Genomic DNA, 23,214 nt, shown 5'->3' with positions numbered 1-23,214 from the left:
CGCCGCAAGCAGATATGCCCGGGCGCCAGAGTATTTCAGAGAGGGAAGTGGAATGCCGCAAACGGAGCGACAAGACAACGACAAGACGACCCCCATCGTCATTGTTACCGGCGGTTCTCGCGGCATCGGCGCCAGCCTGGTCGATCGCCTGCATCGCGAGGGCTTTGGCGTGCTCTTCACCCACGCCCAATCCCCACAGGAAGCGGAAACCCTGGAGCAAACTTTCTCTGATGACGGCCCGGTGGTCCGCGGCTTGCAGTGCGACGTTGCGAACCCCGACGCATCAACATGTATTTTCGATGCGGCCGAAGCGCTCGGCGATCCCGTGGCACTGGTCAACAACGCGGGTATCACGGGCGGCCTGGGACCTCTGGCCGAACTCGGAGACAACGAACTGGACCGGGTCATCGCGGTCAATCTCGCGGCGCCAGCCAGGCTATGCCGTGAGGCAGCGCGACGCTGGCAGAATCACGCCAGCCGCAAATCCATCGTCAACGTATCGTCGGTCGCCGCCCGGACAGGATCGCCCAACGAGTATGTCGTCTACGCGGCAACCAAGGCGGGTCTGGAAGCACTCACACGGGGTCTGGCCAAAGAGCTGGCGGGAGCGAACATTCTCGTCAATGCGGTTTCGCCCGGTACGACCGATACCACGCTTCATGCCCGCTCGGGTGAGCCGGATCGGGCCAAGCGCATCGCCGAGAAGATACCGCTCGGCCGCGCCGGTCAACCCGACGAAATCGCCAACGCCATCGCATGGCTGCTTTCGACGGAGACGAGCTATATCACGGGCTCGGTGATCGAGGTAACCGGCGGGCTCTAGCATCGGACAGGCATGAAGGTCGTATGGACACATGCTCTTGTCGTGGAGAGTGAATCGCGTTCCGGTCAGTCAGCCTAGGCTGAAGTTCCTTCTTCAGCCGTGTGAGGCTCGGACAGTGCATTCATCCAATAACAATGATCATGACATCTCATCCGCTTCGACCGACGTCGATCTCTCCACGCTACGCAAGGTAATCGCGGCTTCGGCGATCGGCAATTTCGTCGAGTGGTTCGATTTTGCCGTCTACGGCTTTCTGGCCGTGGTCATATCGCAGCATTTCTTCCCGCCGGGGGACGATTCCCTGGCGCTACTGCAGACATTCGCCGTATTCGCGGTCTCGTTCGCCCTGCGCCCGCTGGGCGGCATCTTCTTCGGCATGCTCGGCGACAGGATCGGACGCAAGCGCATTCTGGCGGTGACCGTCCTGCTGATGGCCGGAGCCACGACGCTGATCGGCATCCTGCCGACCTATGCAAGCGTCGGCCTGTTCGCCCCGCTGGCACTGGCGCTGGCTCGCTGCGTTCAAGGCTTCTCCGCCGGCGGTGAGTATGCCGGTGCCTGCGCCTTCGTGATGGAACACGCGCCCACCCATCGCAAGGCGCGCTATGGCAGTTTCGTCCCGGTTTCGACCTTTCTGGCCTTCGCTACGGCCGCGGCATTGACCTTCGTCATCAGTGCCCTGCTGTCAGAGGAAGCTCTGAATGCCTGGGGCTGGCGCGTACCGTTTCTGATCGCCGCACCACTGGGACTGGTCGGGCTCTACATGCGTTTGCGTCTGGACGAATCTCCCGCCTTCCAGGCCCTGAAAGCGCAACACGCCGTTCCGCAGGCACCATTGAAGGAAACCGTGCGCACGCATGGCACGACCATCGTCAGCCTGAGCGCGTTCATCTCGGTCACGGCGCTATCGTTCTATATGTTCACCACCTACTTCACGACCTACATGCAGGTTGTCGGGAGCGCCTCGCGGACCACCGCCCTTCTGGCCAGCCTCGGCGCGCTGATCTTCGCGGCGGCGTTGTGCCCGTTCGTCGGCCGTTATGCCGACCGTGTCGGACGGCGCCGAACGATACTGACGGCGGGGATCTGTCTGATCGCTGCTGTATTTCCCGCCTATACGCTGGCCGGCAGCGGAGAATGGTGGGCATCGCTGATCGGCGCGATGCTGATGGCGGTGGGCGCGGTGATCTGCGGCGTAGTCACGGCGGTCCTGCTGTCGGAGCAGTTCCCGACACGCGTGCGCTACACCGCCTCGGCGCTCTGCTACAACGTCTCCTACACGATCTTCGGCGGCACGGCACCGCTGGTCGCGACGTGGTTGATCGAGCGTACCGGCAACAACCTGTCGCCGGCGATCTACCTGATCGCAATCACGCTGCTGGCGATGTGGGGTGGTCTGCGCCTGCCGGAATCCGCCCATCGTGCCTTGAACGCCGACGAATCCGAATGGCAGCGCGCGCCGAAATCCGCCGCCCAGCCGGCTCTCTAATACATCGGCAAGCCGCTCACGGCTGGCTGATCCATCGACAAGCCGCTCATGGCTGGCGGGCATAGACTCTGGCCCGCCAGTCGGCGACTTCGTAATCCGTGTCGAAATGGCAACCGCCATCGTAGACAGCGGCTTCCCGCGTTTCGCAGTACTGGGCAACCGCCTCCGGTGTAGGCTTGTGACCGCGCTCGACCCAGCGGTCGAGGGATTCCAGCGCAGCGGCATATTGCGGCGTGGAAAGCTTGCTGTGTCGAGCTTCGTCGGTATAGATCTGGACCAGCGAGTCGGCCGTGCCGCTATCCTGGCGTGCGCGCCGGTATAGCCATTCGTTCTCGACGAAGATGATCGGGTCGTCGATGGCGTGCATGGTCACGGTGGGGATGTCGGTATTCCCGCTCAGCCCCGCATCCGCGCCAAGCTTCTCGACCGCCCGGGCATCCTCGTCGAAGCGGGAGATCCCCTTGTTGAGCGCCTCGTCGTTGCTCGAGCCCCGGTAGCGTACGTTGCGGTTGGAGAACGGGCTCGCGCCACCGAGACGCTGCTCGACCATGTCCTGAAACAGAAACGTCGACCAGCGCATGTGCGCCTTCAACGTGCCGGGCGGAATCCGCACGACATCGACGATATTGTTCAGCGTCTGCTGCTGGATGAGCGTGCGCTGCTCCGCCGGCAGGCCGGCGCCGGTACAGGCGTCGACCCGGGCATTGAGTTCCTCCGGCGTCATCTCGGCGCCTTTGGGCAGCCCTTCCCAGAGCGGGTATTGCGTTTCGTCAGGATAGGGGTGATTGGCGCAGTAGTACTGGTAGACGGCGCGGAGATCGGCGCGAAACTGATAGGCCTGGGTACCGCCCCCGAGCACGCCGCTGGTGAGCAGCGCCCCATCGTAGCGATGGTGGCCATTGTCGTCCGTTCCGTAGAGCTCCATCGCCTTGGCGGCCACGTTACCGCCCCAGGACTGCCCGTGCAGGTAGATGCGTTCGGGCTGGCCGAAGCGCTCGACGAACAGCCGTCGCAGATAGTCGGTGTCTTCGGCCGCCATGCGCACACCATATCCGCCACGCCGATAACTGGAGCCTGCCCAGGCGTAACCCTCGCGAACCATGACGTCATACTGACGCAGGTCGATATCGAGAGGATCGTCGGGTTGCGGGGCATTGGGGCGCGGCCCGCCATGACTGTGCAGAACCAGTTTGTGATTCCAGTCGTCGGGAATCGCGATCCAGTAGTAGGCGCCGTGAGTATCCTGGCCGGTGAAACATCCGGTGGCGGTCGGCAGCCAGTCGGGACAATCGGCCTGGGTCATTGAATCGGCATCCAGGGAAAGCTCGTCGGCCTGTAGCGGATGGCAATATCCCGCCAGCAGGCCGATGACCAGCAATCCTTGCCGCCAGGTGGGAGTTGGCTTCGGCACGCTTGGGCCCTCGTCGGTTTTGGCACGGAATGCCGTTACGACTGACCTCGCTGCCAAATGTTCCTCAGGCGGCGATGCCCGCTTACGCTTGGGAATCGGAGGACGGCACGCCGGAATCGCGCTGGAAGTAGCGATGCCCGCAAGCGTGACAGGCGTCCAGACGGGCCACCTGATCGAGCATCACGCCAGCCCCGCAGTGAACACAGCTCATGCGCCCGGGCAGGGCCACTTCCCCGGCGGTATAGTCGGCCCGGGCCGCTTCGAGATCGTCATCGAAGCGTTCGCGGTCGATGGTGGTGCGATCGGCGATCGAGAACAGCGCTTCGCTGACTCGTCGCGAGAGCACGTCGAGATCGATCCCCAGCCAGGTCGCGACGCCTTCGCCGCCCTTGGCCAGAAACTGACGAAAATCGCGCATGTCCCGCTCGACCCAGGCTCGCAGCAGCGCCACCTCGTCCTTGGTGAACTCCTCGAATTCGGCTTCGAATGCCACCGCCTCGTCGAGTTCCTGCTGAAAACTCTCCCAGGAGAGCTCCCCGCCGCCGTCCTTCAATCGGGTCAGAATGCGCTCGTACGCTTCGCTGAGACGGGAACGCGCCTCGGGTCGTGACTGTTGCTCATCCATGGCTATTCCCCTTGTCGTTACTGATCGAGTCGTTACTGATCGAGTCGTTGCCGATCGAGTTGCTGCTGGTCGATTTGCCAGGCTTTCATTGCCCGGCCCTTCCCGACGAACCCTGCGCACCGTGCCTTGTCTGTCAGGCGCCCTATTCGCCCAAAATCCACCCCGCCAGCGCCAGGCTCTTACTTGCGACGATGGGTCTGGGGTATGCTTGTGGGCCTGAAAAATCAAGCCGGCCCCGCGCTTTTCGTCTGTGATGAGTATAGCTTTTTGCGGGGACTCTGGCGCTCCCATACGCTGAACGCAAGGTGCCTGACCAAACCGATGGACGCACAGTACAACCCGCAAGCGATTGAAAACGCCGCCCAGCAATACTGGAACCAGCACCAGAGCTTCAAGGCCGTCGAGGATGCGACGCGCGAGAAGTTCTACTGCCTGTCGATGTTCCCCTATCCCAGCGGCAAGCTGCATATGGGCCATGTGCGCAACTACACCATCGGTGACGTGGTCACGCGTTTCCAGCGCATGCAGGGCAAGAACGTGCTGCAGCCGATGGGCTGGGACGCCTTCGGGATGCCGGCCGAGAACGCCGCCATCAAGAATCGGGTGGCGCCCGGCAAGTGGACCTACGAGAACATCGACTACATGCGCGGCCAGCTCAAGGCGCTAGGGTTCGCCTACGACTGGAATCGTGAATTCGCCACCTGCGATGTCGATTACTACCGCTGGGAGCAGTGGTTCTTCGCCAAGCTGGTCGAGAAAGGCGTCGTCTACAAGAAGATGTCGACTGTCAACTGGGACCCTGTCGACCAGACCGTGCTCGCCAACGAACAGGTCATCGATGGCCGCGGCTGGCGTTCCGGCGCGCGGGTCGAGCGCAAGGAGATCCCGCTGTGGTTCCTCAAGATCACCGACTACGCCGATGAGCTGCTGGCCGATCTCGACAAGGTCGAGTGGCCCGAGCAGGTCAAGACCATGCAGCGCAACTGGATCGGCAAATCCCGCGGCGTCGAGCTGAGTTTCGACGTCAAGGATCATGCCGAGCGCCTCGACGTCTACACCACGCGCCCGGATACCCTGTTCGGGGTCACCTACGTCGCGGTAGCAGCCGGTCATCCGCTGGCCAAGCAGGCCGCCGATCAGGATCCGGCCATGGCCGAATTTCTGATCGAATGCCAGCAAGGCGGCAACTCCGAAGCCGAGCTGGCGACCATGGAGAAACGCGGCCGCGACACTGGCTATCGCGCCATTCATCCGCTGACCGGGCGGGAAGTGCCGATCTTCGTCGCCAACTTCGTGCTGATGGAGTACGGCACCGGCGCCGTGATGGCCGTACCTGCCCACGATCAGCGCGACTGGGAGTTCGCCACCAAGTACGAACTGCCGATCCAGCCCGTGATCGCCGATGCCGAAGGCAACGCGCCGGATCTCTCCGGCGGCGCCTACGTCGAGCACGGCAAGCTGATTCACTCCGGCGAATTCAATGGCCTCGAGTTCGAAGCCGCGTTCGATGCGATCGCCGCCAGGCTCGAATCCCAGGGTCGCGGCAAGATCAAGATCAACTATCGTCTGCGCGACTGGGGTGTCGCTCGTCAGCGCTACTGGGGCGCGCCGATCCCGATCAAGTATGGCCCGGAAGGCCAGACCGTTCCGCTCACCGACGATGAACTGCCGGTCGCCCTGCCGCAGGAAGTCGAGGTCGACGCCTCGGGTTCACCGCTCAAGAAGATGCCGGCGTTCTATGACCTGGGCGACGGCTGGACCCGTGAAACCGATACCTTCGACACCTTCATGGAGTCCTCCTGGTACTACGCCCGTTTCTGCTGCGCCGACAACCCGGAGGCGATGCTCGACGATCGCGCCAACTACTGGCTGCCGGTGGACCTCTACATCGGCGGTATCGAGCACGCCATTCTGCACCTGCTCTACGCCCGCTTCTTCCACAAGCTGATGCGTGACGAAGGCTTGGTGAACGGCGACGAGCCGTTCCAGCGCCTGCTCACCCAAGGCATGGTCATCGCCGAGACCTTCTATCGCGAAACGGAAAACGGCGGCAAGGAGTGGTTCAACCCGGCCGACGTGGAAGTCGAGCGCGACGACAAGGGGCGCCCGACCAGTGCCAAACTGATCAGCGACGGGCAGCCGGTCGAGATGGGCGGCATCGAGAAGATGTCCAAGTCGAAGAACAACGGCGTCGACCCGCAGGCGATGATCGATCGCTTCGGCGCCGATACCGTGCGCCTGTTCATGATGTTCGCCGCGCCGCCGGAACAATCCCTGGAATGGTCGGATTCCGGCGTCGAGGGCTCGCATCGCTTCCTCAAGCGGCTCTGGAAGCTGGTTGCCGATCATGTCGCGGCGGGAACGCCGGCGTCGCTCGACGTGAACGCGCTCGACGATACGCAAAAGGATCTGCGCCGCAAGACACACGAGACCATTGCCAAGGCCGGCGACGACATCGGACGTCGTACCACGTTCAATACCGCTATCGCCGCGGTGATGGAGCTGACCAACGCGCTGGGCCGTTTCGACGATACCTCGCCGCAGGGTCTCGCCGTCAGTCGCGAAGCCATCGAAGCCTGCGTCCTGCTGCTGGCGCCGATCACCCCGCACGCCTGCCATGCGCTGTGGCAGGCACTGGGCCATCAGGAGCCGGTCATCGACGCGGCCTGGCCGACGGTGGACAAAGACGCACTGGTCAAGGCCAGCATCGAGATGGTGGTGCAGGTCAACGGCAAGCTGCGTGCCCGCCTGGACGTGCCCGCAGAGGCCGACAAGGCCGCGGTAGAGTCCCTCGCCCTGGCGGAGGAGAACGTGCAGCGCCATATCGAAGGCAAGAGCGTGCGCAAGGTCATCGTCGTTCCCGGCAAGCTGGTCAATATCGTCGCCAACTGAGCCGTTGCCATCTGAAACGTTGCCACCTGGAACCTTGCCAAGCGGCAACGTTCGATATCGGACCCATCCGGCACTGCGAAAGCGGTGCCGTCATGTAAAAAGGAGCTTTTCATGATGCGTCGCACCGTTCTGGCCGGCCTGATGGCCGTGTCATTGACTGCCTTGGCCGGCTGCGGCTTCCAGCTCCGTGGCCTGAATCAGCCGACCCTGGCTATCCCGGAGCTGAATCTCAACGCCAACGTCTCGCCGTTCAGCGAGGAGGTTCGTCGCGCGCTGGAGAATGCCGGCACCCGTATCAGCGAAACGGCGGACATCCGCGTCAATCTCGGCGACGAGCGGATCAGCGAGAATCGGCTGACGCGTTCCGATTCCGGCAGCCGCGAAACCGAAGTCACGCTGACGGCCCCGTTCTCCGTGCAGCGCGACTCGGACGATGCCTATCTGCTGAATCAGCAACAGCTGGAAGCGTCGACGACGGTACTGCTGTCGACGGACGACATCTATTCCGGTGAAGAAGTGCGCACGGAGGCCATCCGGCAGTTGCGTCGAGACGCGGCGACCCAACTGATCGATCGACTGGATGCGCTCGAGACGCCATGAAGGTATTTCCCGACAAGCTGGAAGACGCGCTCAAGAAACGTCTGCCGCCGGTGGTGATGGTGGCAGGCGACGAGCCGCTGATTCATCTCGAGGCTTGCGATGCCGTGCGTCGGGTTGCCCGCGAGCGTGGCATCGAGGAGCGCGAGGTCATGCATGTGGAGTCCGGCTTTCAGTGGACTCAACTGCTGGAATCGGCGTCCAGCCTGTCGCTGTTCGCGTCGAGCAAGCTGATCGAAGTCCGGCTGGGCGGGCAATCGCCCGGCCAGGATGGCGGCAAGGCTCTCGAGGCTTATGCCGAACAGGCCGGCGACAGCGACAACGTGCTGCTGCTGTCCAGCCAGCGCCTGGACCGCAAGGCGCAGTCGAGCAAATGGTTCAAGACGCTGGACAAGCTGGGCGTGTTCGTCCCGGTGTGGCCAGTGGATCACCAGCGCCTGGGCTTCTGGATGCGTGACCGGGCCAATCGCTATGGCTTCACCATGGACATGGACGCGGCCCGACTTCTCGGCGAGCGCACCGAGGGCAACCTGCTGGCAGCCGACCAGGAGCTGCAGAAACTGGCGCTGCTGATGCCGCCCAACGCCCGCCTCGATGTCAGCGCCATCGCCAACGGGGTCGAAAGTAGTGCGCGTTACGATGTCTTCACGCTCACGGATGCCTGCCTGAAAGGCGACCGTGATCGAGTCGCGCGGATCGTGCGCGGCTTGCGTCAGGAAGGTGTCGAAGCGCCGGTCATTCTGTGGGCACTGACCCGCGAGCTGCGTACGCTGCTGTCGATCTTCCAGCATCTCGACCAGGGTCAGAGTCTGGAACACGCCTGCAAGGCGCAGCGGCCGATGATTCCGGAAAAGCGCCGTCCCGGTTATCAGCAGGCACTCAAGCGACTCCCCCAGCGTCGTCTGCACAAGCTGCTGCTGTTCGCACAGCGCATCGATCTGGCCATCAAGGGTGCCGTCGCCCTGCCGGTGTGGGATTGCCTGCAGGATCTCGCCCTCACGCTGGCCGGCGGTCGCGGTTTGCTGGCGGAAATGCCTTACGCCTACCGTACCGCTTGACGTCTTTTACCGGACGTCTTTTGCCGGCGTCTCTGCCGGCCTTCTCAGCCAGCGTGAAACGAAGCCGAATTTGACCTCCCCACGGCACATCCATATAGTTGACTACCTCAACTATCCAGCAATGTACGTCACAGGCTCCATGTCCCGCCCTTACTCCTTTGCCTTGCCGCTCGTGTTAGCCATCACCATGGCGCTCGGGCCGTTGTCGATCGATGCCTACCTCCCCGCTTTCCCGGCCATGGCCGATGCGATGGGGGTCGGCATTGGTGACGTGTCGAGGAGCCTCTCGGTCTATATCTTCGGTCTCGCCATCGGGCAACTGGTCGGTGGTCCGCTATCGGATCGCGTGGGGCGATCCCGCGTCATGTATGCGGGGCTGGCTATTTTCATCGCGGCCGCCCTGGGCATCACCCAGGTCGATGACCTGAACCTGCTGCTGATGCTGCGTGGCCTGCAGGCCTTCGGTGCTGGCTGGATCATGGTGCTGGTGCCGGCGCTGGTGCGAGACCAGGTCAGGGGGCGCGAAGCGGCCAAACTGTTCAGCATGATCGGGCTGATCATGGTGGTAGCTCCCGGTGTCGCGCCCAGCATCGGCAGCGCCCTACTGGCGCTTGGCGACTGGCACGCGATTTTCTGGTTCCTCGCCATCTACGCGCTCGGCGTGATTCCGTTGCAGGCTCGCGTGGTGCTGCGCCACGCCAGGCCCACCGCCAAGGCCCATCATGAAGACTCTCTGCTGACCCGTTACCGTTTCGTTCTGGCGACCCGGGCCGCGCTTCCTTTCATTGCCCTGCAGGCCTTTGCCTTCTCGGTCATGATGCTGTTCATCACTCACGCATCCTTCATCTATCAGGCCCATTTCGGTCAGTCGGAGAGCGCCTTCTCGCTGATGTTCGGCGCCAATATCCTGGTCATGCTGCTGGTCAACCTGACCAACCGCGCCGTTCTCCACCGGTTCACGTCGCGACAGATTCTGATTACCTGCCTATGCGTGCAGTTCACCGGTGTCCTGCTGCTATCACTGATGACCTGGCTGGAGGTTTCCGTCTGGCTGTTCCTGCCGGCCATGATGTTGACCATTGGCGCCCAGGGCGCTGTCGTGCCCAACAACCAGGCCTGCTTCATGGAATACTTCGAACGCCATGGCGGCACTGCGGCCTCTCTGCTCGGTGCCTGCCAGTTCGGGGTTGCCGGCACGCTGAGTGCGCTATCGACCCTGCTGCCGGAAACGTTGGGCTGGGTCATCGCCTCGATGTTTCTCTGCTCGCTCGTCTGCATGGGTGTCATCGTCGGCGCACTGCGTCCACACCGGGCTCGCTGAACCGACCTGAACAGTCGTGAGCGTCACGCCTGCGGCAGACGTAAAAAAGCCGGGCGACGCCGCCCGGCTTAACGATGGACAAGCTGAAGGGATGTCTAGGCGGAAGGAAACCTAGGCGACGCTGGCGGTGTCCGGGTTATCGTCGACCCCGGCCACGGCAACCTCGTCACTGTCCACGAAGAGATCCTCGAAGGCCTGCATCAGGCTGGTGTTCTCGTCGATCGAGGCGATCATCGAGAACAGCGATGTCATGGGCGTCGCCGTCGCACTGGCTTCCGGTGTCAGCGTGAACGACTGCAGGTTCATTGCCCCGCCGTTGAACGTCAGCCGCAGCGTCTGCTCGCCCGCCGCAAGATCGAGTTCGATACCCTCGTTGACCTGGTAGTTGTTCCAGCCACCGGTATTGGTGACGGATTGCGGCGCAGCGCTGGTGTAGGTGGCGCCATCCTGCTCGACGCTGGCCGTGACGGTGCGACCGTTGGACATCGTGGCAGCGGCGAACGACAGCTGATAGGTGCCCGCCTGAGCGACATCGATGGTGTACTCCACCCATTCGCCGTCGGCGATCGAGCCGATCGAGTTGCCGTTGTCGCGCAGATCGACGCCTTCGTTCCTCTTGTTGACGCCCAGCTGTTCCTCGCTGCTGTCATGGTAGGCGACTTCCGCCCCACCCTCGTCGTAGAGCCCGGCATTCAGCGTCAGCCCATCGTCCACCGCCCAGGGTGTGCTGGACGCGTTGAATGCCGATTGAGCGGCAGGTGCCAGACTGAAGGACTCCAGGTTCTGCGAGCCACCGTTGAAGGTCAGCCGCAAGGTCTGCGTCCCCGCCTCCAGGGCCACGTGCTGGCTGTCGGTTGCCTCGAAGGTATTCCAGCCACCGGTATAGTCGACGCCGATGGTCACGACTTCGTAGACGCCGGCGCCGTTGTCGAACGTGGCCGTGATCGAGCGGGCGCTACCCGTCTGCGCACCCAGCGCGGACAGGAACGAGAGATCGTAGACGCCGGCCTGATCGACCTCTAGCGTGTATTCGACCCACTCTCCGTCCTCGATCCAGCCAATGGCGTCGCCATTGCCGCGAATGTCCACTCCGCCCTCGCGGAAGTTGGTGCCCAGCTGGGTTTCGCTGGAGTCCTCGTAGGTCAGATAGGGCGCACCCTCGTCGAACAGCGCCGCATCCAGCGTCAGGCCGCTCTGATCGACCTCCCAGGGCGTCGCGGTCTCGTTGAAAGGCGTTCGTGCCGCGGGTTGAATCCCTTCGATCAGATAAACGTTGTCGTTGTAGTCGGAATTGCCGCCGTTATAGTCCATCAGCGCAAAATAGGTGTTCGCGATCGCGTTTCCGTCGGCGTCAAAAGCCTGGACCATGCGGAAATAGTAACCGGTCTCGATTCCCGGGTCGGCGTTGGAGGACTGGTTATTGAGAGACGGGTCGGTCGACACGCTTGCCGCCGAAAAACCGAAGATATCGTCGCCCAGCCAGGCATCCGGTACCTGCGCGCGACTGATGGTCGTGGTCGCGAAACCGCCGTTGGCGAGGAGCGGCAGGAAAGACTGATTATAGGGCGAGTCATGATGAACCAGACTTCTGGCATCGTTCTTGTCGCCGGGCTCGTGCATGGCAAGTAACGCGCCTCCCGGACCGTGCAAGCCCGCCAGCTGCGTGACCTTGGCCGTTTCGGCGCCGTCGGCAACCTGCCAGTAACGCGAGAGAACTTCGCCCTCCAGCGCGGCTTCGTAGCGTCCGCCAGTATCCACCTCCGACAGGCCGCCGCCCTCCAGCGTGGAGAGCCCGTCGACATGATTACCGAAGCCAAAGACCTGCCAGATTTCGTTGAGATTGGGCTCCCAGCCGCCCTCGTCGCGCGCCTGCCAGAAGCCGGCCAGCTGAATTTCGGTGACGGGGTGATCCACGTCGTCGGATTGAATCGTCAACGTGCCCTCGAACACCCCGTCATCGGCGTTACCGGCCGGGGGGGTATAGGCATCCCGGTTGAACAGGACGCCGACCTCGATGGAGGCGCCGGGGGCCAATCTCAAATCGTCCAGCAAGTGGGCGTCGGCCAACATGAATGGACCGCTGACCGCCACGCTACCTACCGCCAATTCCCCGGTGCCGTTGTTGGTGATGACGACCGAACCGCTGTCCTTGTACTCCCGAGGTCCGTTCTCAGGATGGGTGGCTTCATTGTTTTCCAGATAATTGAAAGCGATGCGGTCGCTGAAGTAGGCCGGATCGGTACTGACAACGCTGATGTTGCCGTCGGAGACGACCGTGACGGGCTCGTCCGACACTTCCAGCGAGTCGATATCGGGCCCGACACCATTGGGCGCGGTGACCGTGACGGTGTTACTGCCCGCCGCCAGCGTCACTTCCACCGTCTGGTAGACCCAGTCGCTCACCGTCTGGCTCTGGGCAGGGAAGTTGACCGTCGGATAACTGACCCCGTTGATCGTCAGCGCCATGGGGCGGTCGGCCTTGCCACTGGTCAACGAGTAGCGGAATGCGATTTCATAGACACCGCTCTGATCGACGTCCACATCCCAGGTAAGGCTCTGGTCGCCGCTGCCGACGAAATCGACGAAGCCTTCGCCCGAGGCGTCACGATCGGTCTGAGAGGAAGGAATGACGACGGCGCCACCCTCGATGACCGCAGCCTCTGCTTCGTAGACGGCATAACCCGGCGTCGTGTCCTCGACCAGTACCTGCAACTGATCGATATTCGGCCCCGTGTTGCTGGTCGACTGCAGTCGGATCGTATTGGCGCCGGCGATCAGCTCGGCCGGAATATCCAGTGTCTGCCACGTATTCCATGCGGCATTGCCACTGACACCGACCGGCGGCGCGAAACCATAGACGCCGATGCTGACATCGTTGACGAAGACTTCCAGCGGCCGGTTGGCCGTGCCCCCGTTGGCGTAGCGAATCCGAAGTACGGCATCGCCAGCGTCGGTCGCACTCATGTCGACGTTGAAAGTGATGAAATCCGCTGTGGTCGCGCCAAAGTCGGCGTAGCCGCCGATCACACCATCGCTGTCGTTGGTGTTGCCGTCGAGCCCGTAGGCGCCGGGACGCACGCCGTAATCCGATCCGACATCGGTGGGCTCGGGGTTGTCGCCGTCTCGGATCACGATCTGAGCGCCGGCCCCGGAAGCGATGATCGCCTGGGACTCGTCTTCGGCCTGGATAGTGGCAATAGTAGTCAAGTCGGCATCTCCTTCTCCGGGGTCAATGATATCGCCAGGCACCGGATCAAGCCGGACGACCTGGCTCTCGCCCGTGCTGCGATTGAGTGTCATCAGGTAGAGCTGGCCGGTCAGCGGATTCTCGATGATATCCAGGGGATCGACATAGGTGATGACACTACCGTCGACATCACGCAGCACGTTATCGTTCGAGACGTTGCCCTCTTCGTCCAGTGTGATCCAGCGGATATCGTCACCGCCGGAGTACTCGACGAACAGCAGGCTGCCGTCCAGCGTCGCGCCGAAAATGTTGCTGGTATATTCGATGGCGCCATTGGGCGAACGGTTGGTACCCAGAGAATACGCATCGTCGATCGCGTAGTTGCTGTCGGGGTTGGTACCCACCGCGTACTCGTCGGTCTCGTTGGTATCCTCGCCGGCGGTCGGATTCCCGCCGTTGAGGATATATTCGTCGTGCATCGGGTTGGGGTGACCGTAGTAACCCCCTTCCTCGACCTTGAATAGCCAGTCGTCCTCGATGCCCACGTTGATCAGCCCTTCGTTGTAGGCCGTCGAAGGATCGTCCGGCGTGACACCGCCGGCAGCCGAGCCATTGGTGGGCGCGTACAGGTTGCCGTTGGAGTGCCAGACCAGATCGTAGGCGTTGCGAATACCGGTGGCGTAGACCTTGAGGACGGCATCGGCGGCAAACGGATCGTAGTATTCGATCAATACGTTGCCGTCGGCATCCTGCATCGTCGCGGTGCCATCTTCCGCGAAGACCAGATACTGGCCGCCACCCATGTCGATGGGGCCATTCTTGAGGTCTCCGTCATCGTCTTCGTAGCGAGTGTTGGAGCCATCGGTCGGCAACGGTTCGGTCGAGACGTCGAAGCCTCCCGCCGGCGCATCCCGATACGGATCGATTTCGAGCACCGCAGCGTTCAGCAGTCGCTCGGGACGGTTACCCCAGGCGCTGTCGTCTCCCCCCATCGCGGTGTTGGCACCCTGCGAGACATACAGCAGATAAGGCGGCACGTCGGGGTTGGTCTCGGCGTCGTATTCGGGGTTGGCGTGGAACACCAGGCTGTTGGTGACATGGTCGCCGTTGGAACGCGGCAGCCCCGTGATATAGGTTTCCGCCGAGCCGGAGAACGTGGAATCGCTATCGTCGATCGTGATCTTGCTGACGCGTCCGCTGAATTCGGGTACGCCGTTGTCACGCCCGGTCAGCGGAATGGGATAGTTGTCGGTCACCCACAGCACATTGGGGTCGGTCGGGTCGAAGGTCAGGCTGACGATACCGCGGGCTCCCTCCTCGCTCTGGAAGTAGTCCAGTGCCAGCGTCTGCTCGTTGGACAGCGCCCCGGTGATTGGATCGACATCGAAACGCTTGATCTCGCCGGTCATGGTCGAGACGTAGATCTGGCTGTAGTCCGGTGACATGGTGATGGAAGTAAACAGATACGCTCCATCTTCGGCACCGTTCAGTTCCACCGTCGTGTCGAAGGCCACTTCGCTGTCCTGGACTTCCGGTTCGGCGCCGGTCACGAAGGTGGTGGTGAATTTCTGGAACTCGCGGGTGGGCGCGCTGGGATCGTCGTTGTCGCCGCGATCCTGGAAGCCGTCGATCACCAAGGTGTAGCTGGTGTACTCATCCAGCTCGCCCACCGGCGATATGGTCAGCGAATCGAACCCGCCGGTGGTATTGATGTTGAACGCGACCTCTTCACCGGTAACGGTGTTGAAGAGCTTCACCGAGCCGTCGTTGAGACTCTCCAGCAACGCACCACCGCGGCCATCGACCACGGAAATACCGATGAAGATATCGGACGTGGGATCGATACCCACCGGTAGCGTACCGTCGTCCGACTGGAGATGGACCTCCACCTGCTGCTCGCCGACGCCGGCCACGGCCCGCGGGTCGGTGAAATAGGCGTAATCCGCCGGCGCCTCGCGGTCATCGTTGGGCGTCAGGTCCGGCAGCGACTGGATCTGGATGTACTGGATTTCGGTGTTGGCGCTGTCGACACCGATCGAGTCGAGCGTCAGCCGGCCATCGGTCACCTGGACGATTCGCGTCACCAGTGTCGAACGGTAGCCGTCGCTGTCATCGGCCGGATTGCCGTCCGCCGGAAAGTCGTCCGGCCGCGCCGAGACAAACGGCGTATTGAAGGCATCCCCTTCGGCATTGATGACGTTGACACTGTCATACGCGCCGCCGCTGTCGCCGATGGAGATCGTGACTTCGTAATAGCCGTCCTCCAGCTCGATTTCCCAGCCGGCGCTTTGACTATAGCCCGGCTTGTCGAAGCCGGCATAGGTCGCCTGCAACGGATCGACATCGGGCAACGCACTGCTGCGGTCACCGAGCGCGTTGGCATCCTGGCCGGCGATCGCCATCGGCGTCGTGCCGTTGGCGGTGCCGTCGGCGATCGAACCCTCCGTCACCCATCCATACTGGTAAGTCTGGCCATCCACCTGCAGCGACTGCTGCCCGAACGCCAGTCCGGTATCGGCAACATAGCCATCCGGCGTGGTCGCGCCGTTCGGCTGGAAGTTGATCTTGACCTCGAAGCGATCACCGGGCTCGACGACGGGATCGCCGCCGTCGTCAGGCAGCGTGTGGATCGACAGGCTGTCAATGTTGGGGCCGATATTGCCGATGTTGGCGAGCCGAACCACGTTGTCGCCGGCACCGAGCTCGATCTCGACGGTGGTTTCCGTCCAGTTCTCCCAGCCCGCGCTGCTCACCCCTGTTGATGGGAAATCGATCGTGCCCTGCGTATCACCGTCTACCGAAAGCGCCATCGGGCGATCGTTCGTGCCGCTGGCGGCGTAGCGAATCGTCAGCAGGTAGGTTCCCGCTTCCGCGACATTGACCGTGAAAGCTCCCGCATCCCCGGTCTGGGATCCCATATCCAGATATCCCGTACCGCTGAAATCGCCCCACAAACCATCAGCGCCGCCACCGCTCGGCTCCGGGTTGCTGGCATCGCGAACCACGGTATCGGCGGCGGAGGAGCCGTCGTCGATCGCCAGCGCTTCCCCCTCGATCGAGAATACCAGCGTGGGATCCGCCGGCAATGCCTCGACATAATCGAAGGTGATCTGGTCGATATTGGGACCGTTGGGTACGCCGCCCTGCGCCGTCGACGGCAGAGTCAACGTCAAGCTGTTGTCGTTTTCGGAGAGCGGTACCGAAACGCTGATCTCGCTCCAGTTGGTCCAGGATCCGGTCGGCGGAAACGAAACCAGGGTGGGCTCCGCGCCGTTGACGGAGAGCAGCAGCGGGCGATCGCCGGTCCCGCCATTGACGTAGCGAATCGTCGCGGTATAGACCCCGGTCTCCTCGGGAGAGACCTGGAAGGTGACCGCATCGCCGGCATCCGTGCCGAAATCGACGTAGCCACCGTCGATCGCGCCCGCGCGGACGACGCCCTGCGCGTCGGGATGTTCGCTGTCGACGACTCGCGTCAGGCCAGCGCTGCTCGTCGCCCCGCTGTCGGCGATGGAAACCAGCGCTGAGTCTTCGGCCTGAATGACCAGCGGCGCCGGCACGTCATCCACAGCGATCGCGGTCAGCGTCAGGCTGTCGATGTTCGGGCCGCCTCCCACGATATTCTCCAGCCGGATGACATTGGTGCCGCTGTCGAGCGTCAGGGTCAGTGTCGCGTGCTGCCAGGTCTCCCACCCCGCCGTCCCGGTACCGGTCGAGGGAAATGTCAGGGTGCCCTGATCGTTGCCATCGACCAGTACGGCCATCGGGCGGGAGGCGCCACTCGCGCTGCTGCCGGCATATCGCACATCGAGCTGATAGGTGCCGGCGGCTGCGACATCCACCTCGAAATAGGCCGCGTCCCCGATCTGCCCCCCCATGTCCACGTACCCGGTACCGCTCGATCCGTTCCACAAGCCATCGCTACCCGCGGCGGCGCTGGTCTCCGGGTTATCGGCATCGCGAACGACCGTATCGGCAGCCGAGCTACCGTCATCGGTCGTCAGTGATTCTCCCTGGAGAGTGAAGACATCGCCCGACCAGCCTTCGACGTTGACGACTTCGATATCGACCGACTGCTCGCTACCCGTCAACAGCTGACCGTTTGCATTCAGCGCATCCAGCATCAGATTGGTCAGACCTCGATCCAGATCCGCGGACAAGGTGAACCGATAAGGGCTTTCCGAAGCCACCTGCTCGCTCGGGTTGCCCGCGGAGTCGGTTACCGTCAGGGTGACAGCGGCAACGTCGCTGGCGGAAAAGCCGCTGCTGTCGATGGGCGCGACTTCCAGCCAGTAGTCCTCACCAAGAAAGTCACGAGTGATGGCAGCGCCCTGCGTCAATGTCTCGACGGTGTCCCCGGTCTGAGCATCGATGATGGATAGCGTGAACATGAATAGAGCCCCTACGCGTTATATGGTGGTTATGAAACGAGCGAGAATGACCGTCGCCCGTTCGGCGCTAACCGACACGATGCCGAGCTCCCGAGCATTGACTGACGGAAGTTCCCTATCGCTGATCGTTTATGGGCCGAAAGACTCGGACTGACTCATGACTAAAGTCTTATCGATGGAGTCTTACCGATGGCAACCTAGCGCTTCTCACTGCCAGCGCAAAGTTGAAACTTCTAAAACCATCAAAACGAGTTTAACGAGAAGCGCATGGAATGTAGCACTCGAACGCCTCACTTCCAACGCATAATCATTGATTTAGCTTCTTTCTCGCCCCCTTATAAAAAGCGCGTTTACATAAAATTTCAAGGATGATAAATATCAAACTCAAGTACCAAAAATCGGTCTGGCATTTCAGTACAAATTCGTAACCTTATCACCATGAAATCCTTTGTTTTTATTCGCACGACTTTTGCCACATATCGAATCAATCGCGACAAAAACACAACAAATCATTGATTTAAAAAGGTTAAAACAACAACCCAAGAACCATACTCCTCTCTCGACCAGGAATCCGCCCTTAAAACCCCGCTTGTAAACTTGTTCACAATTTACGCATCCTGATGGGAACAGCGATGCATCAACGCCACTTTCCACAACAACCTCAGAAGAGAAAATGCTGTGGCAAACCCCCAGGACAAAACCGACCTGCAACAGGCTATATCGGCCAGTCGTCAGGCTTTCCTGTTTATCTTGTTGTTCAGCCTGTTCATCAACTTGCTCATGCTGGCGCCGTCGATTTACATGTTGCAGGTATACGACCGTGTAATCACCACCCGTAGCCCTGAAACCTTGCTCATGCTGACGCTGGTAGTGGTGTTCCTGTTTGTCGTGATGGGCGCCCTGGATCTGGTGCGTTCGCGCATTCTGGTTCGCGTCGGCAACCGACTCGACATGCAGATCAACGAACGGCTCTACCAGGCCACGTTCAAGCGTGCGCTGCTGGTGCCAGGCAGGCCGTCGGCCCAGCCATTCAATGATCTGACCACGCTACGTCAGTTTCTCAGCGGCAATGGGTTGTTCGCCTTCTTCGATGCGCCCTGGATTCCGGTCTACATCGCCATATTGACGCTGTTCCATCCCTGGTTCGGGATCTTCGCCGCCGTCGCCGCCAGCGTGCTGCTGGCGCTGGCATGGATCAACGAAAAGAGCACCCAGTCGCTGCTGAGCGAAGCCAACCGGGAGCACATCCAGTCCCAGGACCTGGCCCAGAGCAACCTGCGCAATGCCGAAGTGCTCCAGGCCATGGGGATGCTGCCGAATCTGCTCGCCCGCTGGCGAGGAAAGCATCACGACTATTTGCTGCATCAATCCCATGCCAGCGATCGGGCCGGTACCCTCAGCAACGTGTCGAAAACCCTGCGAATCCTGTTCCAGTCGTTGATCCTGGGGCTGGGTGCCTTTCTGGTCATCGAAGGTAGCCTGACCGGCGGCATGATGATCGCCGGCTCCATCCTGATGGGCCGCGCACTGGCGCCGATCGACCAGATGATCGGCGGCTGGAAGGGTTTCATCGCCGCACGTACCGCGCACGGACGGCTCAACGCCCTGCTGTCGGCGGTACCTGCCGAGCCTCAGCGCATGCCTCTGCCGCCGCCGACCGGGCGCCTGGCACTCGAATCGGTGACCGCGGGCCCTCCCGGCGAAAGCCGGCCGACCCTGTGGGAACTCGACCTGCTGTGCAATCCCGGCGAGCACATCGCTATCGTCGGCCCCAGTGCCGCGGGCAAATCGACGCTCGCTCGCGTCATGCTGGGCGTCTGGCCGGTGCAAAGTGGCTGTGTCCGGATAGGGGGCACCGATATCGGCCAGTGGCCGCGGGAACGGCTGGGGCCTTTCATCGGCTATCTGCCTCAGGATGTCGAGTTGTTCGACGGCAGCATCAGCGAAAATATCGCCCGTTTCGGTGATCTGGACCCGGCGCGGGTCATCGAAGCCGCCCAAAAGGCGGGCGTGCACGACATCATTCTGCGGCAACCCTCGGGTTACGACACCCAGATCAGCGGGGCCGGCGGCATCCTTTCCGGCGGGCAGCGCCAGCGACTCGGCCTGGCCCGGGCGCTTTACGGCAACCCGGTCCTGGTGGTGCTCGACGAGCCGGACGCCAATCTCGATGCCAGCGGCGAACGCGCGCTGCTGCACTGCCTGCGCCAGCTCAAGACTCAAGGCACCACGGTGTTCATCATCAGCCATTCATCGACCATCCTCGAGCATGTCGACCGTGTCCTGACACTGCAGGAAGGACGTATGGTGTCCTGCGCTCCCGCCCGCCAGCCTGCGCCGAAGATGGCGCAACCCCCGCGGGAGAGCGGCACACCCGTTCACTCCATCCGGATGCGTGCCCGCGGCAAGCCGGACGACTCGCGATCATCTCTTCCTCTCCCCCCGGAACCGCCGACGTCATGACGATTTCATCTGCCGCGCCGATAGCGCTCGGGGCTCCTGCCCCTCAGTTGCCCACCAGCGATCGCACCAGCCGACGCTGGGGTCTGGCCATTCTGGTATTCGCCCTGGGCGGTTTCGTGCTCTGGTCGGTCACGGCCGATCTCGCGGTCGCGGTGGTGGCGCCGGGATCGGTGGCCGTCGAGACCTCGACCAAGAAGGTTCAACACTTCGAGGGCGGCATCGTCAAACGCATCCTGGTCGAGGATGGCGATCAGGTCAGTGCCGGAGATTCGCTGATCGTGCTCGACGACACCCAGCCGCTGGCCAAGCTCTCGATTGCCGAGTCGGAATACCGTATTGCCCTGGCGAGCGAGGTCCGCCTGCTGGCCGAGCAGAGCGACCGCGACACGCTGACGTTTCCCGATATCCTGCTCGATGACGTGTCGGCGCGGGTGCAGGCCGTGGTCGACGTGCAGCAGCGTCTGTTCCAGGTCCGCCGGCAGTCGTTGAAGGACGCGCTGTCCGCACTGGACGAGAAGGCTCGCCAGATGCAGGAGCAGATCGCCGGTCTCGAACGGTTGCAGCAGGTCAATCGGTCCAAGATCAACTCGCTTTCCGGAGAAGCCGGCGACTATCGCACGCTGTTCAAGGAGGGGCTTGGAGACAACCAGCGCCTGCGCGAGCTCGAACGCCAGGTGCTCGAGTATCAGGGGGAAAACGCCCAGCATAGCGCGGAAGTGGCGCAGCTACGTTCGCAGATCAGCGAGAACGGGTTCCAGAAGGAAATTCGTCGACAGGAGTATCACCAGGAAGTCGGCGAACATCTCAAGGATGTCCAGTCCCAGGTGACGGACGCCGAGGAGCGGGTCACCGCGCTGCGCGATCAGGTTCAGCGTACCGCTATCGTCGCGCCGGTCTCGGGAACCGTCGTCGGCCTCCAGGTCCACACCCAGGGCGCCGTCATTCGCTCCGGCGATACGGTGATGGAAATCGTCCCGGCCAACGAAGCCTTTATCGTCGAAGCGCGAATCCCGGATCGCGACATCGACAATGTCCACATCGGACAACCTGCCGAGATCCGCTTCAGTGCCTTCAACCAGCGGCTATCCAATGTGATCGAAGGTGAAGTCGCCCACGTTTCAGCAGACAGTTTCGAAGACGAGGCAACACGCAACCATTACTACAAGGCCCGCATCCGCGTCACCGACGTGGGTCATTCCGAAATGACTTCGTCGATGCAGCTGCTGGCCGGCATGCCTGCCGAAGTCATGCTGAAGACCGGCGACCGCACCTTTGCCAGCTACATGTTCAAACCGTTCAGCGACATGCTGGCACGCGCGATGCGAGAAGAGTGATGCCATCCATTCGTCAATGGGCGTTGACCGGTTGTCTGGCGACGCTGATCGCCACGGCGCATGCCCAGCCACTCAAGATCGAAGCACCGCTACCGTCCCTTCCACAACTGGTCGCCCTGGCGCTGACCTACGACAGCGGCTTGCAGAGCCAGCGCCTGGATAGCCAATCGATGGCGCAGGAAGTGCCGATGGCGCAGGCAGGGTTGCGCCCCCGGCTCGATGCCACCGCTGCCTATCGCTACACGGACGCCGACAATATCTACACCGACAATCCCGATGACTATCCGGACGAGGTCTATGACGATCGCGTTTCCGGCAGGACGCGGGACACCAGTTGGGAACTGCGGCTGACACAGCCGCTGTTCAGCCTCGAGCGCTGGCGCCGGGTCGGCAAGGCTCGTGCGCAGATGGATGCGGCGGCGCTGCAGGTGGCCGTCGCCGAGCGTGACCTCGCGGTCAAGGTGGTGGAAACCTATCTCGATGCCTACCAGGCCTCGCGCAAGCTGGGCTTGCTGATCGCGCAGCGCGAGTCGCTGGTCTTGCAGCAGCGCCAGGCCCAGCGCGCCTACGACCTGGGTATCGGCGATCGTATCAACCTGCTGGAGTCCCAGTCGCGGCTGGATCAGGCGGTCGCCGACCAGACATCGGCGGAAAACGACCTGACCAACGCTCTGAGCGACCTCGAAAGGCTGACCGGCGTTGCGCTTCCCTTTGATCCGGTACTGGTCGATACGCCGGAGAATCTGAACATCTCACCGGAATCTCGCCCGCTGGAGAGCTGGCTGGCATTGAGCCGAAATAATGTGCAGGTGCGCCTGGCCGCCGAGCGCCAGCGCGTCGCCGACAGGGATACCGACGTGCGACGCGCGTCACGCTATCCCGAACTCAACCTGGTGGTCGGCTACAGCGATGTCGACAGTAGCGATGCCTTGAGAACCAGCAACGATCTTTCGGCCAGCGTGGAAATGAACCTGCCGATCTACCAGGGTGGCTATACCACCGCCAGTATCCGCCAGGGAGAGCTGACGGCACGAGCCAGCGCGGCCAGCACGGAGAACGAACGCCGACTGGCCCAGCAGGAGGTTCGCAAGCGCCTGCTCAGCATGCAGGGCGACCTGCGCCAGCTGGAGGCCCTGCAGCGCTCGGTGGAATCCGGCAGTCTGTTCCTGCAGGCGGCGATTCGCGGCGAATCTCTCGGCCTGAGAGACTTGGTAGATGTCCTCGACGCCCGCTCCTCGCTCTATGATCTGCGCATTCGCTTCATCGAAACGCTCTGCCTCTATCTCGAGGATCGCACCTATTTGCAGGCCACTACCGATCAACTCGACACATCGACACTGGCGGAGGTGGCAAGCATTCTGGAGCGTGTAGAACGGGCAGCGCCGAGCGACGATGTCTGAACCGGACCAGGTTGGGAAAAGAAATATCGGACAATGCTCCGATGACTAGGCGGTCGAAGCGGTCGAAGCGGTCGAAGCGGTCGAAGCGGTCGAAGCGGTCGAAGCGGTCGAAGCGCCAATATTTTCAGGTCCCGATCGACCGTATTCGACAACCGTACGATCGAAGAACGATCTGCTATCTTGACTAAAAATCGCCGGATAAGGCGTTCGGCGGGATCGACCG

12 protein-coding genes are annotated in these 23,214 nt (G+C 62.2%); 9 read left to right on the top strand and 3 right to left on the bottom strand.

The genetic code is table 11. The features are described 5' to 3' along the window. Positions 1–52 precede the first annotated feature (52 nt). Together BC443_RS03015 and BC443_RS03010 are read left to right on the top strand one after the other, a co-directional pair. A complete protein-coding gene (locus BC443_RS03015) occupies positions 53–823 on the top strand; it encodes an SDR family oxidoreductase (protein ID WP_071230369.1) in 771 nt (256 codons plus the stop codon). A gap of 115 nt (positions 824–938) precedes the next feature. Continuing rightward, entirely contained in the window at positions 939–2,312 is a 1,374-nt protein-coding gene (locus BC443_RS03010; protein WP_208625342.1) for an MFS transporter, read from the top strand. A 46-nt stretch (positions 2,313–2,358) separates the two neighbouring features. Here BC443_RS03010 and BC443_RS03005 read toward each other — a convergent pair whose 3' ends face one another. Beyond that, positions 2,359–3,723, bottom strand: a complete 1,365-nt coding sequence (locus BC443_RS03005; protein ID WP_139284232.1) for a hypothetical protein — start codon at positions 3,721–3,723, stop codon at positions 2,359–2,361. Positions 3,724–3,805: 82 nt separating this feature from the next. Then, the gene (locus tag BC443_RS03000; RefSeq protein WP_071230367.1) at positions 3,806–4,348 is read right to left on the bottom strand and encodes a zinc ribbon-containing protein; all 543 of its coding nucleotides are present in this window, start codon (positions 4,346–4,348) and stop codon (positions 3,806–3,808) included. A 321-nt stretch (positions 4,349–4,669) separates the two neighbouring features. Between BC443_RS03000 and leuS the strand changes: the two genes are divergently transcribed. From leuS to BC443_RS02980, 4 genes are all read left to right on the top strand, one after another. Continuing rightward, positions 4,670–7,240, top strand: a complete 2,571-nt coding sequence (leuS, locus tag BC443_RS02995; RefSeq protein ID WP_071230366.1) for a leucine--tRNA ligase — start codon at positions 4,670–4,672, stop codon at positions 7,238–7,240. A gap of 111 nt (positions 7,241–7,351) precedes the next feature. Continuing rightward, the gene (gene lptE, locus BC443_RS02990; RefSeq protein ID WP_071230365.1) at positions 7,352–7,840 is read left to right on the top strand and encodes an LPS assembly lipoprotein LptE; all 489 of its coding nucleotides are present in this window, start codon (positions 7,352–7,354) and stop codon (positions 7,838–7,840) included. Continuing rightward, complete coding sequence (holA, locus tag BC443_RS02985; RefSeq protein WP_071230364.1) at positions 7,837–8,895, top strand: DNA polymerase III subunit delta; 1,059 nt, start codon at positions 7,837–7,839, stop codon at positions 8,893–8,895. Before lptE ends, holA begins: the two co-directional genes overlap by 4 nt. A 139-nt stretch (positions 8,896–9,034) precedes the next feature. Beyond that, positions 9,035–10,216 carry a multidrug effflux MFS transporter gene (locus tag BC443_RS02980; protein WP_071230363.1) on the top strand — a complete coding sequence of 394 codons (1,182 nt, stop codon included), beginning with the start codon at positions 9,035–9,037 and terminating at the stop codon, positions 10,214–10,216. A gap of 111 nt (positions 10,217–10,327) precedes the next feature. Here BC443_RS02980 and BC443_RS02975 read toward each other — a convergent pair whose 3' ends face one another. Further along, complete coding sequence (locus BC443_RS02975) at positions 10,328–17,794, bottom strand: carbohydrate-binding protein (protein ID WP_071230362.1); 7,467 nt, start codon at positions 17,792–17,794, stop codon at positions 10,328–10,330. Positions 17,795–18,472: 678 nt separating this feature from the next. Between BC443_RS02975 and BC443_RS02970 the strand changes: the two genes are divergently transcribed. Genes BC443_RS02970 through BC443_RS02960 form a run of 3 tightly spaced genes read left to right on the top strand, consistent with a single transcriptional unit; the run spans position 18,473 to position 22,991 of the window. After that, entirely contained in the window at positions 18,473–20,257 is a 1,785-nt protein-coding gene (locus BC443_RS02970; protein WP_071230361.1) for a type I secretion system permease/ATPase, read from the top strand. After that, positions 20,254–21,591: an HlyD family type I secretion periplasmic adaptor subunit gene (locus BC443_RS02965; protein WP_139284231.1), complete on the top strand. Its 1,338-nt coding sequence runs from the start codon at positions 20,254–20,256 to the stop codon at positions 21,589–21,591. Before BC443_RS02970 ends, BC443_RS02965 begins: the two co-directional genes overlap by 4 nt. Continuing rightward, entirely contained in the window at positions 21,591–22,991 is a 1,401-nt protein-coding gene (locus tag BC443_RS02960) for a TolC family protein (protein ID WP_071230359.1), read from the top strand. The genes BC443_RS02965 and BC443_RS02960 overlap by 1 nt, the downstream gene beginning before the upstream one ends. Positions 22,992–23,214: the final 223 nt, after the last annotated feature.

The sequence above is a fragment of the Salinicola sp. MIT1003 genome, from assembly GCF_001858555.1.
GTDB classification, from domain to species: domain Bacteria; phylum Pseudomonadota; class Gammaproteobacteria; order Pseudomonadales; family Halomonadaceae; genus Salinicola; species Salinicola salarius.
This window is presented reverse-complemented; position numbering and strand designations above follow the sequence as displayed.